The sequence below is a fragment of the Gracilibacillus halophilus YIM-C55.5 genome (genome assembly GCF_000359605.1).
GTDB lineage: Bacteria > Bacillota > Bacilli > Bacillales > Amphibacillaceae > Gracilibacillus > Gracilibacillus halophilus.
The window spans coordinates 55,915-71,058 of sequence record NZ_APML01000019.1; the positions used below are offsets into that span (position 1 = coordinate 55,915).

Below are 15,144 nucleotides of genomic sequence, written 5' to 3' on the forward strand. Positions count from 1 at the left end.
GGTAACGAATGAAACCTCATCACGCAACTAATCTGCGACTGATATGATCAAAAACATGACACTAAGTGAACATCCATGTGCTAATAGCTACATGGATGCCCTGACTACGATAATAGTTTTTGTAAATCATCAAAAAATTGAGGATAAGAAACTGCAATACAATCTTGATCACGTAAGATTACTTCATCTTCAACAAGAAGAGAAGCAATAGCAATCATCATACCAATGCGATGATCCCCATATGAATGCACATCACACCCATGTAATTGACTTTCTCCTTTAATAATCATACCGTCATGTGTACCTTCAATATGAGCACCAAATTGCTGTAACGTATTCACCACTGATTCAATTCGGTCCGTTTCTTTATATCGTAATTCTTCTGCATCTTTTATGACGGTTTCACCTTTTGCTTGAGTTGCTAGAAGCGCAATAATAGGAATTTCGTCAATAATTCTTGGAATGATATCACCGTCGATGGTCGTCCCTTGAATGGATGATGCATTCACAGTAATATCACCAATTGGTTCACCACCAACTGTTCGTTGATGATTGACTTGAATATCCACTTTCATTTGCTGTAACACTTCAACAATGCCTGTACGTGTCGGATTTAATCCCACATCTTGAATTGTCACAGAGCTATTGGGGGTGATCGCTGCTGCTACGAGAAAGAAAGCCGCAGAAGAAATATCTCCTGGGACTTCGATGTCACAGGCCTTCAGTGATTGTTCCCCTTCAATTGTCACTTGATTGTCATTCGTTTGTAACCTCGCACCAAAAGCTTGAAGCATGTTTTCCGTATGATCCCTTGTTTTTGTTGTTTCTGTAACTGATGTACTTCCTTTTGCCAGCAATCCTGCTAATAGTACGCCTGATTTGACTTGAGCACTTTTAACCGGTGGATGATAATTGATTGGCTGAAGCTGGCCACCACGAATCGATATTGGCAACAGGCGTCCGTTGTCCCGTCCGTCAATCTTTGCCCCCATTTGGTGTAATGGTACTATGATTCGATCCATCGGTCGTTTTGACAGGGAAGCATCACCATATAAACTAAAATGATACGGTAACCCTGCTAAAATGCCCATTAACAATCGAGCAGTTGTGCCCGAATTTCCTAAGTCAATCGGTTCTGACGGTTCTTGTAACGATTGAATTCCATTTGATTCCACGACGACCGTATCATCAAATCGCTCAATTGTTACCCCCATTTTCTGAAAGGCAGCAATCGTCGATAAGCAATCCTCACCTGCTAAAAAATTGGTAATCGTGGCTTTGCCTTCTGCTAACGATGCAAACATAACAGCACGATGAGATATCGACTTATCACCTGGCACTGAGATTGTTCCAGATAGCGATTGATCTTGAAAGTGTAAACGCTTCTTCGACACCATATCATTCTCCTCCCTATTCATCAATCATCGTACTGTAACCGTATTTTTGAAGTAATGCGTCACTCATCTGTTGATCATTCTTGTCTTGAAAACTTAATCGTAGAACACCTGTGATGCCTTCACGGATTTCCAAGATTTCAATGTTTCGTAGACTGATGTCATGCTTGGCAAGTAATTCGATCACTTTTAAAATAGCGCCTGGTTGGTCAAAAATATCAACATAGATATCATAATACGATAATATGGCACCTTTTTTCTTACTATCCAATCCATCACGATAATCTTTCGCTTCATCTAGGTATGCATATATTTGATCTTGGCCACCCGTATCGATTAGTTCTTTTAAATCTTTCATTTCGTCGATCCAATCCGTTAAGAGTTGACTCATCTTTTCCTTATTTTGAAAGAAGATATCTTTCCACATAGAAGGATTGCTCGATGCAATACGAGTAATATCACGGAAGCCACCAGCTGCTAATTTCGGAATATAGGCATGTTTCTTTTGCCAATTGCGCGCTTGATGCACTAAGGAAGATGCAATTAAATGTGGAAAATGTGAAATCACACTTGTCATCTCATCATGTTCATCAGGGTCTAACACAATAAATTTACTATTCGTTGGTGTTAATAATGCCTCTAATTGATCGACTTTCGCTTGATGACAATGACGGGTTGGGCTTAATACGTAAATCGCATTTTCAAACAAGTGAGATTTAGCCGCTTGGATCCCGTGTTTATGTGAACCAGCCATTGGATGGCCACCAATAAACGTGATTTGATCCGATTGCAATTGATGGGCGACATCCATAATCGGTTTCTTGACAGAAGTCACATCGGTCACCAATATCTCATCATGTAATTCAACTTGATCAATGGTCTTAAGTAGTTCTACTGCAACTGAAACAGGGGCTGCTAAAATGCAAACATCCGCATGTTTGACAGCGGTACGAAAATCATCAGTCACTTCATCGACGATGGCATTCATTTTTGCATATTCTAATGTCGAGGGTTTGGTATCATACCCTATGAGATATACACCTTTAGTATCTTTTAAACTTAAAGCGAGCGAGCCTCCAATTAACCCTAGGCCCGCTACTAAAACCTTCTGACTCACGCTTCATTCTCCTTATCTATTGACGATAGAAACTTCTGTATATATGCTGACAGTTCTTTCATTTGTTCTTTTGATCCAATGGTGATTCTTACACCATTCGGATGTCCTAATGCTTCTCCGGAACGTACAATGAATCCATATTGAAGTAAATATTCAAATAGTGCATCCCCAGATGTCGGTAATGTAACAAAAACAAAATTGGCTTCAGAATCATAATAATCTAAACCGACTTGATCACAAAACGCTAAAAATTCTTTTTTATTTTCGATATTGCGTTGGTATGTCTTCTCTAAAAACGCTTGGTCCTCAAGTGCTGCTAATGCAGACAATTGAGAGATCGATGTCGTGTTAAAAGGTCCTCTCGTAATGTTTAACAGTGTAGCAATCTCTTCTGAAGCAATACCGTAGCCGACACGTAAATTCGCAAGTCCATATGCTTTTGAAAATGTACGTAAAATCACTAAATTCGGATATTCTTCTAATAGTTGAATGGCTTGTGGATCGTTTTCTTTTTCAATATATTCATAATACGCTTCATCCAATACAACCATGACATCACGAGGGCAACGTTCTAGAAAATCTACAAGTGAGTTACGATCAATAAGTGTACCGGTCGGATTGTTAGGTGAACAAAGCCATACCACACGTGTCTGTTCATCGATTGTTTCTAACATTGTTTCTAAGTCATGATAGCCATTCACTAGAGGGATTTCATGAACATCCGCACCTTGGATCAATCCATTATGCTTATATTGCGGGAAGGTTGGTGCTGCCATAATTGTGTTTGTACCAGGCTCTAAATATGTGCGACAAAGAATATCTACAATTTCATCTGAACCTGCACCAAAAATGATTTGATCTTGATTTACGTTCATATATGCGGCCAGCTTCTCCCGTAATGCTTTTGCATATCCATCAGGGTAAATCTCTAAATGTTCAATCATTTTCGGAATGGCTTCTTTCACTTTGTCTGAATAACCAAATGGATTCTCATTAGATGCAAGCTTGATAATACGGGTTAAACCATATTCTTTCTTTACATCTTCTATTTGTTTGCCTGGGGTGTAAGGTGACATTGATTGAAAAACTTTTTTTGCGTGCATTATGACAGGCTCCTTTCCATTATTCCTCTTTCATTAAATCTGGTCGTAACTGAATGGCATCGTTCAAATATATATGATTTACATCCTTTTGTCCCAAACTGGTATTTACAGTCATCATCACACGAATACATTTTTCCAGTCCGCCAGGTACATCAATTTCAGGCATGCACATTACCGGAACATATTTCCATCCATCGATTAATCGTAAGGCTTTGGCTGGAAACGTAGCATTTAAATCATTTGTTATCGAAATAAATACGGATGCAATGTCTTCTGGGGCAATTTGATTTTTCTCAGCCATTGTTTCGATTAATCGTTTTGTTTCCTGGATCATGTCCTCCGCATGATTTTCTGTTACGGTGACTGCTCCTCTGATTCCTCTTATCATGTCAAACCCAACTCTCTAAGAAAATTCATTAGATAGGTTGATAACTGATCATCACTGATATTTTTCGTTACCGGCCGTCCTACTTCCTCGAGTAGAACCATTTGGACAACAGCATTGCTTGATTTTTTATCTTTTTTCATACGTTGTATCAGCGTATTAACATCCATATCGGGTAACGTTAACGGGTAATGGTTTGTTTCCAACCATTGATAAAGCTCATCATAGGGTAATGTTACTTGATTTTCTTGTTCACTTACCCGAATAGCAAATAACATACCAATGGCAACAGCTTCGCCATGCGTAATTTGTCCATAACCGAGTTCAGATTCAATCGCATGACCGAGCGTGTGGCCAAAGTTCAGAAATTTTCGAATATTTGATTCACGCTCGTCTTGTTCTACGATGTTTGCTTTCACCTGAATGCCATTTTGCAAATGCGAAACGATCAATTCGTGATGTAACGATGTTGTTAAGTCAACTGTTAAAACATCTCTAAAAAATGAATCACAGCTAATTAGTCCATGTTTTACAACTTCTGCATAGCCCGAACGCTTTTCATGATCTGGTAAAGTATCAAGCGTTTCAACATCATAAACCACAGCACGCGGAGGATAAAAATGACCGATTAGATTTTTACCTTCAGGATGATTGATGGCTACTTTTCCACCAACGCTGCTGTCATGAGCCAAAATTGTCGTTGGTACTTGTACATAGTCAATTCCTCTCATGTAAGTAGAAGCGACAAATCCTGCTAAATCTCCGACCATTCCACCGCCTAAAGCTACAATTAACGAGGATCTGTCCAAGTTATGTTGAATCGCATCGGTTAACAATTGATAATATTGATCTATATTCTTCGACCGTTCACCAGCAGGAACGACTGAGATAGCAACCTTCGTTTCTTTTGTTTCTAACGATTTTCGTAAAGCTTCTGCGTATAAAGGTTGAACGATTGTATCCGTAATGATGAAAACTTGCTGATAGTGTTTGGGTAAATAGTTCACGAACTCAGACAGTAATCCTTTGCCAACCGTTACATCATAGTTGTGCGTGCTCGTACGGATCGTTTGTCGATGCATTAAAAACACCTAATTTCCTCACGATATTGATCAATTGCTTCTTTTAATTTAGGAAATTGATCATGTGGGAATTGTTCCAATAATCCTTTAGCAATTTCAAAGGCTACTACATGTTCCATAACAACAGCAGCAGCAGGTACCGCACAAGAGTCAGATCGCTCAATGCTGGCATTAAATGCTTCTTTTGATTCGATATCAACACTCTGCAATGGTTTGTAAAGTGTAGGAATTGGCTTCATCACACCTTTAACGATAATCGGCATACCAGTTGTCATTCCACCTTCAAAACCACCTAACCGGTTGGTCTTACGATAATAGCCCTTTTCTTCGGACCAAGCGATTTCGTCATGAACTTCACTACCATTCTTACGTGCAGCATCGAAGCCAACACCAAATTCAACACCTTTAAAAGCATTGATACTGTTGACTGCACCAGCAACTCTACCATCTAATTTTCGGTCATAATGGACGTATGAACCGATACCAGCTGGCATTCCTTCTATACAAACTTCACAGACACCACCGATAGAATCGCCTTCCTTTTTCGCTTGATCAATGGCTTCCATCATTTTTTTACCTGCTTCTTCATCTAATGAACGGACAGGTGATGCTTCCGAAATTTCCATTTTCTCTTCGACAGTTAGGTCCTTTTCTTCTGCTTCAATACCCGCAATTTGTTTCACATACCCTACGATTTGAATATCTAATTGTTTTAAAATTGTTTTAGCTACCGCGCCAGCAGCAACACGTGCTGCTGTTTCTCGTGCTGAAGACCGTTCCAAAATATTGCGCATATCACGATGCCCATATTTTAATGAACCGTTTAAATCAGCATGACCAGGACGCGGGCGTGTGACAACTCGTCTAATTTTTTGATCTTCATCGATTGGATCTTCGCCCATAATGTCAATCCAGTGTTTAAAATCATCATTACGAATTACCATTGATATCGGTGAACCAAGTGTGTAACCGTGACGAACGCCACCAACAATATCGACTAAATCCTTTTCGATTTGCATTCTTTTTCCGCGTCCATAACCTTTTTGACGACGAATTAATGATTCATTGATTTCTTCTTTTGTAATCGGCATACGAGCAGGTATACCTTCAACGATTGTAGTTAATTGTTTTCCATGTGATTCTCCCGCCGTTAAATAACGCATTTATATCCCCCCAAGAATAATAATTAACATAGCTGTTCATCTTATTTTTAGAATTTTACGTTTGTTTAGCGTAAAAAAAAGTATCGAGTACGTGAAATCCGTACTTTTCTGGATTAAAAATTTGCTCTGTACTACCGACAAAGAATATGCCATCTGGATTCAATGCCTCACTAAAATCATAATAGATTTGATTTTTTGCTTCATCAGTAAAATAAATCAATACATTTCGACAAACGATAAGGTCGAAAGATTTTGGATATGAATCTGCTAGTAAATTGTGCTGCTTAAATGTGATTGACTGTTTTAGTTGATCGATCACTTTATAAGTTGACCCTTCTTTTTTGAAATAAGCATCTTTTATATCGGCCGGAACTTCTTGTAAAGCTCTTTCATTATAAACACCTTGCTTGGCTCTTGCTAGCACATTTTGATCAATATCTGTTGCATGAATTTCGATGTTATCTAAATTCCAAAATTGATTCGCGATAATAGCAAGCGTATAAGGCTCTTCACCTGTTGAACAGGCTGCACTCCATATTCTTATTTTGTTTTTTTTCTTTGCAAGAGGTGGAAGCAACTGATTTTCAAGTACTTCCCATCTACTGGGGTTACGATAAAATTCTGAAACATTAATGGTTACTTTATCAAGAAATTCTTGAAACAATTCTTGATCTTTATTCATCGCATCCATAAATTCACTGAAATTATTATAGCCTTTTTTGCTACAAAGCGAAGTTAATCTTCTTTTCATCTGTGCTTCTTTATATTGTGATAAATCTAATCCAATTTTATTATAAACACCTGTGACAAAACGTTGATAATCCTCCATATTCTGCTCTCCCAATATGTGTACTCTAGTTTGTTATTATTGCAACCATGTATTTACGTCTTTCGCATAAGAAACGAGCTCATCTTGCTGAAAGAATAACTCAATTTCTCGTTTGGCACTTTCTTCTGAATCGGAACCATGAATGATATTTTTGTGTGTCACAATACCATAATCTCCTCGAATCGTTCCTGGGGTAGCTTCAGTTGGATTGGTTTTCCCAATGATCGCACGCGACACTTGTATGACGTCTTTACCTTGCCACACCATGGCAAAAACAGGGCCAGACGTAATAAATGATACAAGGTTATCAAAAAAAGGTTTTCCTTGATGTTCTGCATAATGTGTTTTGGCTAACGGTTCAGAAATTTGCATAAATTTTGCACCGATTAGCTGATAGCCTTTCTGTTCAAAACGTGACACGATCTCACCTATCAGATTTCGTTGTACACCATCTGGTTTGACCATAACAAATGTTTGTTCCAAACTATCACCTCATTCTTTAAACTTTTCGACTACCTATATAATTAGCAATCTTCTTCAATGTATTCTTTGCTTTAACATCAGGTAGATCATCCAACGTATCATAAGCTTTTTTTAAATACAGATCACTTACATTGCGCGCTTTTGTGATGGCACTGGATTGGGCGATTTGCTCAATGACTGGTTGCAGTTGTTTTTCTTCAATCTCTTCTTTTTGTGTAAAAATACGTTCCAACTCGTTTTTTATGTATGGATCCTCTAATGCATAAATGACTGGCAAAGTAATGTTTCCTTGTAACAAATCACTTCCAGCCGGTTTACCTAATTGATCTTCTGTTCCTGTAAAATCTAAGATGTCATCAATAATTTGATAGCTCATTCCAATATTATAACCATAACGAAATAAAGCTTTTTCAACCAAATCACTAGTATGGGATACTATGGCTCCAAGCTGAGAACTTGAGGATATTAACAAGGCTGTTTTCCTTCGAATTCGGCGTAAATATGTGCGAAAATTCTGATTAAGATCATATTTATCTCTAATTTGTTCAATTTCGCCTGACGTAAGTTCGATCATTGTTTTCGACAATAATTGATGAGCTCTCGGTTCTGTGATCTCTGTAAATTTCTCCAATGCACGAGAAAAGATATAATCTCCTGTCAACATTGCCACTTGGTTATCCCATTTGGCTTTGACGGTTGTCTCGCCTCTTCTTATATTTGAGTCATCAATCACGTCATCATGAACCAATGATGCCATGTGTATTAATTCAAGCGAGACGGCAACATTTTTTACACGGTCAAATTGATAATCACCAAACATCGAACTAAGCATAGCAAATACGGGACGTAGCCTCTTCCCACCAGCTTTAATTAACTGCAATGAAGCATCATGCAGTACAGGTTGGCTTTCTTTTACTGTGTCCTCTAACGCTTGTTCAATTTGATTCAAATCTTTCTTTAAATACCCATATGTCGTCGCTAGTTTCATCTATTTCACCTTTACTTATTCGGTCTTTATCCCCATATGCATGGCCGCTACACCGCCTGTATAACTTTTTACTTTTACATGTTGAAAACCTGATTGAATAAACAGTTGCTTAAGTTCTTCTTTTCCAGGGAAATCCTTGGTCGATTCATGCAACCAAGCATATTCTTCATAGCTTTTTGCTAATAATTTTCCAAATAGGGGCATAATATAGCGAAAATAAAAATAATAGAGTTGTCGGTAGATTGGTATCGTTGGTTGCGAAGTTTCCAAACATACAACTTTACCACCTGGTTTTACGACCCGATACATCTCTTGCAACACCTGCTGATAGTCAGGTACATTACGTAAGCCGAAGCCAATTGTCACAAAGTCAAACTGATGATCTGGAAATGGTAATTCCATGGCATTTCCGTGAATAAACTCTAATTGGTTCTCATCATATGTTTCATTCCTATCTTTTGCAACGGCCAGCATATTTTCACTAAAATCAAGACCTATAACTTTACCCTTATGCCCCACTTTTTTAGCAAGAGAAAAGGACCAGTCACCCGTACCACAGCACACATCTAATGCTTGATTTCCTTCTTTTACGTTCATTTGTTTCATCACATCTTTGCGCCACTTCTTATGTCGTTGAAAAGAAATAATGCTATTCATGAAATCATAGCGATCAGAAATTTTCTCAAAAACGCGATGAACTTTTTCTTGTTTTGAATATTGATTCATTACCTATCCTTCTTCCACAAAATCTGTCTTTGGACCTTGTATGTGTCGATCGAAGTCATATACTTCAATCCATTGTAACATCCATTCTGGGCATTGTCCTTGTTCTTCTTTCACTTGGATGATTAAACGTTCCATCTGATCAGCCAATTGATATCTTAATTGTTGAATGGACTTTACATCATTTACAAGTTCAAGAACAAGACGCTGAAAAACTGAATCCTTGCCTTCATCAATTTTCAATCGTTCTTTTTCTAATGTTTGTAGTAATATCCATTTTTCAATAATTTGATCAAGAGTCGTTTCATCAAAATAATGTGTCACAGTCGTAAGTAAAGCACTATCAATCGATTGATAAGCAAGCAAAAAATCAGTCAAAGAAGCATAGTTCGTTTCAAAAACATCCATTTTGGCTTTTGTTAACTGATGAATGCCTTGAGCCAATTGTTGGATAAAAGAAATTTCGCCCTTTCGAGCTAATAAGTGGTAAAAAATACCTGAGTAGTAATCACCAGCTAATACAGTAAGTTGTTGATTCTTTACGGAATGCTTCTCCTCTGTTTTAAAATCCTTATAAACGAAATCGTGCGTATTTAAAGCCATTTGCACAAGCATCGTCGATACGATATATGTGTCTTGTTCTTGATTGCCTTTTGTAAGGCAGTATAAATAATAAAGCTTATGATCTTCAATCGGTGTTTTTTGTAGCTTTTCATCAAGATACTTTTGCTGTAAATGTTCTTTCATTAATTCTGCATAGTATTGCACGACTTGATTGTGTTTCATTGGCGTTCACCACAATTCTGATAAAATCACTTACTATAATAACACAGTATATCATATCTTGACATCTAAGATAATAAATAATTTTCACGAATATAGGAAAGCTAAAGGTAGGAATCATTTCGAGAATGGAAAAAGGAGAGGTATATGACCTCTCCTCTACTGCCCATATGTAAAATGCTATTATTTCACTGCATCTTTTAGGGCTTTACCTGGTTTAAACGCAGGAACCTTACTAGCTGGAATTTCAATTTCGTCTCCAGTTTGCGGGTTACGTCCCTTACGTGCAGCACGCTCACGTACTTCAAAGTTACCAAAGCCAATTAGTTGAACTTTGTCTCCGTCTTTAAGTGAATCCATGATAGATTCAAAAACTGCATCAACAGCTTTTGTTGCATCCTTTTTTGATAGTTCACTTTTGTCTGCAACTGCATTAATTAGATCTGTCTTGTTCATGATATTCACCTCCTCCCAATAGCTAGTTACTGTTCTCAGTAAAACAGTGATACATAGCTTTTGTCACCAAACTTGATGACAAGGCTTATCATAACTGAGATTCCCTATGAATTCAACAATTAACCCGTTTTTTTTTATAAAAAAATTGTTTAAAAACGGCGATTAAGTATGAATTTACAAAAATCGTATCACATCAAATGAATCCTTGCAAGTGTTTTCAAATGCTGTCACCATCACATTTGGATGAATTTACCACCTTTTATTTGTTATTATAGACATTTTCTTAGCGTTCCAATCAGATTTTTAGTCATTTTTTGCAATATAAAAACAAAAAAAGCGTAATGCTTTAGCATTATCGCTTTTCAAAATCTAGACTATAGTCCTATTTATAAGATGATAGCAATCAAACCGCCTGATCCTTCATTAATGATCCTTTCAAGCGTATCTTTTAATTTAAAGCGAGCATTCTCTGGCATCAACGAGAGTTTTGCTTGTATTCCTTCACGAACGATGGAACTTAATGATCGGCCAAAGATATCAGATTGCCATATAGATAAAGGATCTTCTTCAAAATCTTGCATTAAGTACCTAACTAATTCTTCACTTTGTTTTTCTGTTCCAATTATCGGCGCAAATTCAGATTCAACATCTACCTTAATCATATGAATGGATGGTGCTACAGCTTTTAATCGCACACCAAACCTTGAGCCTTGACGAATAATCTCAGGTTCGGCTAAAGACATATCAGTTAAAGTCGGCGCAGCAACACCATATCCAGTTTGTTTCACCATTTGAAGGGCATCAGACACTTGGTCGTATTCTGTTTTGGCATTGGTAAGTTCCTGCATCAATTGCAGCAAATGGTCTTTTCCGCGAATTTCTTCACCTACAATCTCTTTTAACACTTGGTCATATAACGCATCAGGGGCGTGTAAATCAATATCTGCTACACCTTCTCCCATTTCAATTCCACTAAGAGAAGCGTGTTGAATGTAATCATATTGATCAAAGTGACCAATCACTTGGTCAACGTCTCTTAATCGTTTAATATCTTTTACCGTTTCTTCGATCGCTGTTTGATAATTTTTCCTTAACCAATGATCTTCATCCAATACTAATACCCAACTTGGTAAATTTACGTTTACCTCTAATACAGGAAATTCATACAATACTTCTCTCATTACATTATTGACATCATGTTCAGTCATACTTTCTACACTCATCGCAAGTACTGGAATATCAAATTTTTCTGTTAAATCTTGACGCAATAGCTCGGTCTCTTGATGATAGGGTTGTACCGAGTTAATTACCATAATAAATGGCTTTCCAACCTCATTTAACTCTTCAACGATTCGATGTTCAGCTTCCTCATAATCTTCTCGTGGTATGTCACCAATCGTTCCGTCAGTTGTAACGACGATCCCCATAGTAGAATGTTCTTGAATGACTTTTCTAGTTCCGATTTCAGCAGCGTCATGAAATGGAATAGGTTCCTCATACCACGGTGTATGAATCATACGAGGGCCATTTTCATCTTCGAATCCTTGTGCACTATTTACAGTGTAACCGACACAATCTACAAGTCGGACATTCACATCTAATCCTTCTTCAACGTTTAATGATACGGCTTGATTAGGAACAAATTTAGGTTCTGTCGTCATAATAGTTCTTCCAGCTGCGCTTTGCGGCAATTCATCTTGAGCCCGTAATCGATCACTTTCATCTGCAATGTTCGGTAATACCATTTTCTCCATAAACTTTTTAATGAAAGTGGATTTTCCAGTTCGTACAGCACCAACAATACCTAAATAAATATCACCGTTCGTCCGCTTTGAAATATCTTTAAAAATGTCCACTCTTTCCAAGTAATCCCCTCCCGATCTATTCGACCTATATTCATTCGAACCTTTGACATTTTTATTCTATGATGTTGTCCTATTGAAATATGCCAAAAACATTATATGATTACGACTTCCATCAAAGCGTCCGCTATTTATTATCGATATATATGTTTTCTTTGACGGTTTTATACATAAAAAAGCTATCCCAAACTTTAGTCTTTTTGACGCTTGGGATAGCTCGATCTTCAATCTGTTGGTTGCCAATCAAATACAGGTTCATCGTTTTCAATTGTATATGGTACAGAGTATGCCGGTACAACTGGATGATGTTTCGTTAATAAAGAACGTATGTCATCACCTAGTTGTAAGTCATGGTCCACTTCTTCTAACAAAGAATATAAATCCATTCGATAATCAATGATCAACTCACCATCTGCATTTATATAAACCGGTAATCGATGATCCGAATAAGGACTGTTAATTTGTAAATCCTCTTGTGACACTCCTAGTTCTTCGCGATTTAACTTGTATATTCCCTCTGCCACCTCTTTACCAAATGGAGGATAGATATGTTCATCGCGATAAATTGTCAATTGTTGTTGAATCGGACGCAACTGATCTACTACACGTATATCAATCACTTTAACTGTTGGATTTGTTTCAGGATTGATTAATACATATTGATAAGCACCACCGTTTTCAAAAGCTGTAGCGGGAATTGATTGCAGGTAGTTCCCCTGCTTTAACTTTTGGAAGTCAATCACATATTTTTGGTACAACGGTGTATCGCTTTCTTTTGTATGTATGGGTACTAGACCATTCTCATCCTTTACGTATTGATCAATTGCTTGTTGAACCATTTGAAGTTGTCTATCATTTGATAGTTGATTTTTCTGTAAATTTTCTTCTGGGTACATACATCCACTTAGTAATATCATTACGGCAAAAGAAACACAAAGATGTAACTTCACTCTTGTCATACATTGATCCTCCTACTTACGCTGTTGGTCCACTTAATACAACAAATGCAATGATCAAACCACCTAGTACCAAACATACATATGCCACAAAAGCCACAATACCTGATAAAATTCCTTTTAATTTATAGCGACTCAATAAAATAAAGCCGATAGCTAATATTAAAAATAGCATCCCCGCAAATGAGATATACATTTTCAACATAGATGCTGACATGGAATGAACACTCCTTCACCTATTATCATGATTAAGTATAGCATATCAATCAAGAGAAAATTAAGGATTCGATTTACAAAATCTTTATCCAAATAAAAAAAGCCGAAGTAGAAGGGGCGATCTACCTCGGAATTGACTAAATAAATACCCAATTAAACCCTGAAAGTGAATGCTTGTGCGATTTATTGTATGCGAAGCAATGAACCGTTGCATCCTCATGCGCCTAAATATCAGTTTTTAAACAATTGACTTAGTGAATGGATATCTTTCGGCATCTTATTATTCGTAATCGCTTGAACAATTTTGTCTTCTTTTTGTTGGGATACAGGTTTTCCAGCCATTTGTGATAACTGACGTACAAGCTTGCGTACGGTTTTTTCATCTGAAAAGTCAGCATTTTGTACGGATTGAGCTACTTTCATAATTTCATTTGAGTCAATATTGGACTTTTTTTGGATTTGATCAAACATATTCTGTTTGTAGTCGCTCAAAGCAATTCCTCCTTGATAGAATCTCAATGTATCATATGCAAGAAGGAGAAAAACGGTTAATTCGAATACCTATCTGACAGTATGGACGATATATCATCCATTTCATTTGTGCGATCACGAGCCATTAATCGATCGACAATTTCTTTTGCCGATCGATTGTCAAAAATCGCCGAGTAGATCCCATCTGTGATCGGCATATCCACTTTTTGTTTTTTTGCTAGAGAATGAACGGCTTCTGTGGTTCGAATCCCTTCTACAATCATTCCTAATTGGGCAAGAATATCATCTATATCATACCCTTGTCCTAAAAGGTGTCCAGCTTTCCAATTTCGACTATGTACACTGGTACAAGTCACAATGAGATCACCAACACCAGATAACCCGTTAAACGTTAAAGGATTTGCCCCCATATCAGCGGCTAATCGAGTAATCTCAGCTAACCCTCGTGTAATCAAAGCTGCTTTTGCATTATCACCGTATCCCAGTCCATCAGATATACCAGCACCAAGTGCGATAATATTCTTTAATGCACCACCAAGCTCTACACCAATGATATCTGAACTGGTGTAAACACGAAAATATTGTGTCATAAATAAGTCTTGTGTGAACAATGTATTGTTTTTATTTTGACTGGCAGCTGTTATCGTGGTCGGATGCTTGAAACCAACTTCCTCGGCATGACTTGGTCCTGATAATGCAACAATTTCATCAGCACTATAACTTGACAATTCCGAGCCAATAACTTCAGATATTCGCAAATGTGTTTCAGGTTCAATGCCTTTGGATGCATGAATGATCACTGGATGATGCTTAAGAAATGCATTCATACGTTTCGCTAAAGATCGTATAGCTTTTGTTGGAACCACGATTACAACCGCATCAGCCCCATCAATGGCTTCTTCCAAATGATCTTCGATGACTAACTCATCTGGTAAAGTGATATTGGGTAAGTATCGTTCATTTTTTTTCGTACGTTGCATCAGATCTTTTTGTTCAGATCGATGTGTCCATAAACAAACGTCTAGATGATTGTCACAAAGAACCATGGATAAGGCTGTTCCCCAACTACCAGCGCCTAAAACAGTTACTTTACTCATTAAGCTGTACCCACC

The 15,144-nt window shown here is 37.5% G+C and carries 17 protein-coding genes; all 17 read right to left on the bottom strand.

Annotated elements, in window-relative coordinates; all coding sequences use genetic code 11:
• Window positions 1-104: 104 nt before the first annotated feature.
• Window positions 105-1,397, bottom strand: coding sequence for a 3-phosphoshikimate 1-carboxyvinyltransferase (aroA, locus tag J416_RS04640; RefSeq protein WP_003466137.1), 1,293 nt, complete (start codon window positions 1,395-1,397; stop codon window positions 105-107).
• A gap of 13 nt (window positions 1,398-1,410) precedes the next feature.
• A complete protein-coding gene (locus J416_RS04645; RefSeq protein ID WP_003466141.1) occupies window positions 1,411-2,511 on the bottom strand; it encodes a prephenate dehydrogenase in 1,101 nt (366 codons plus the stop codon).
• Window positions 2,508-3,614: a histidinol-phosphate transaminase gene (gene hisC, locus J416_RS04650; protein ID WP_003466145.1), complete on the bottom strand. Its 1,107-nt coding sequence runs from the start codon at window positions 3,612-3,614 to the stop codon at window positions 2,508-2,510. Before hisC ends, J416_RS04645 begins: the two co-directional genes overlap by 4 nt.
• A gap of 19 nt (window positions 3,615-3,633) precedes the next feature.
• Window positions 3,634-4,002 carry a chorismate mutase gene (aroH, locus tag J416_RS04655; protein WP_003466148.1) on the bottom strand — a complete coding sequence of 123 codons (369 nt, stop codon included), beginning with the start codon at window positions 4,000-4,002 and terminating at the stop codon, window positions 3,634-3,636.
• Window positions 3,999-5,081, bottom strand: coding sequence for a 3-dehydroquinate synthase (aroB, locus tag J416_RS04660; RefSeq protein WP_003466149.1), 1,083 nt, complete (start codon window positions 5,079-5,081; stop codon window positions 3,999-4,001). The genes aroH and aroB overlap by 4 nt, the downstream gene beginning before the upstream one ends.
• Complete coding sequence (gene aroC / locus J416_RS04665) at window positions 5,081-6,244, bottom strand: chorismate synthase (protein ID WP_003466152.1); 1,164 nt, start codon at window positions 6,242-6,244, stop codon at window positions 5,081-5,083. Before aroC ends, aroB begins: the two co-directional genes overlap by 1 nt.
• Before the next feature lie 55 nt (window positions 6,245-6,299).
• Window positions 6,300-7,073, bottom strand: a complete 774-nt coding sequence (locus J416_RS04670; protein WP_003466155.1) for a CheR family methyltransferase — start codon at window positions 7,071-7,073, stop codon at window positions 6,300-6,302.
• Between the two features lie 36 nt (window positions 7,074-7,109).
• On the bottom strand, window positions 7,110-7,556 hold the full coding sequence (gene ndk / locus J416_RS04675; protein WP_003466158.1) for a nucleoside-diphosphate kinase: 447 nt from the start codon (window positions 7,554-7,556) through the stop codon (window positions 7,110-7,112).
• A 16-nt stretch (window positions 7,557-7,572) separates the two neighbouring features.
• A complete protein-coding gene (gene hepT, locus J416_RS04680; RefSeq protein ID WP_003466161.1) occupies window positions 7,573-8,544 on the bottom strand; it encodes a heptaprenyl diphosphate synthase component II in 972 nt (323 codons plus the stop codon).
• Between the two features lie 15 nt (window positions 8,545-8,559).
• A complete protein-coding gene (gene menG / locus J416_RS04685; RefSeq protein WP_003466164.1) occupies window positions 8,560-9,270 on the bottom strand; it encodes a demethylmenaquinone methyltransferase in 711 nt (236 codons plus the stop codon).
• Between the two features lie 3 nt (window positions 9,271-9,273).
• Window positions 9,274-10,053 (bottom strand): heptaprenyl diphosphate synthase component 1, encoded by a 780-nt coding sequence (locus J416_RS04690; protein WP_003466166.1) that lies wholly within the window; start codon window positions 10,051-10,053, stop codon window positions 9,274-9,276.
• A 180-nt stretch (window positions 10,054-10,233) separates the two neighbouring features.
• Entirely contained in the window at window positions 10,234-10,506 is a 273-nt protein-coding gene (locus tag J416_RS04695) for an HU family DNA-binding protein (RefSeq protein ID WP_003466169.1), read from the bottom strand.
• 386 nt (window positions 10,507-10,892) lie between these two features.
• Window positions 10,893-12,371 carry a stage IV sporulation protein A gene (gene spoIVA, locus J416_RS04700; RefSeq protein ID WP_003466172.1) on the bottom strand — a complete coding sequence of 493 codons (1,479 nt, stop codon included), beginning with the start codon at window positions 12,369-12,371 and terminating at the stop codon, window positions 10,893-10,895.
• Window positions 12,372-12,592: 221 nt separating this feature from the next.
• Window positions 12,593-13,327, bottom strand: coding sequence for a DUF3939 domain-containing protein (locus tag J416_RS04705; protein WP_003466175.1), 735 nt, complete (start codon window positions 13,325-13,327; stop codon window positions 12,593-12,595).
• Between the two features lie 16 nt (window positions 13,328-13,343).
• Window positions 13,344-13,541 carry a DUF2768 domain-containing protein gene (locus J416_RS04710; protein WP_003466179.1) on the bottom strand — a complete coding sequence of 66 codons (198 nt, stop codon included), beginning with the start codon at window positions 13,539-13,541 and terminating at the stop codon, window positions 13,344-13,346.
• Window positions 13,542-13,771: 230 nt separating this feature from the next.
• Window positions 13,772-14,032, bottom strand: a complete 261-nt coding sequence (locus J416_RS04715; protein WP_003466181.1) for a stage VI sporulation protein F — start codon at window positions 14,030-14,032, stop codon at window positions 13,772-13,774.
• Window positions 14,033-14,088: 56 nt separating this feature from the next.
• Window positions 14,089-15,129, bottom strand: coding sequence for an NAD(P)H-dependent glycerol-3-phosphate dehydrogenase (locus J416_RS04720; RefSeq protein WP_003466184.1), 1,041 nt, complete (start codon window positions 15,127-15,129; stop codon window positions 14,089-14,091).
• Window positions 15,130-15,144 lie beyond the last annotated feature (15 nt).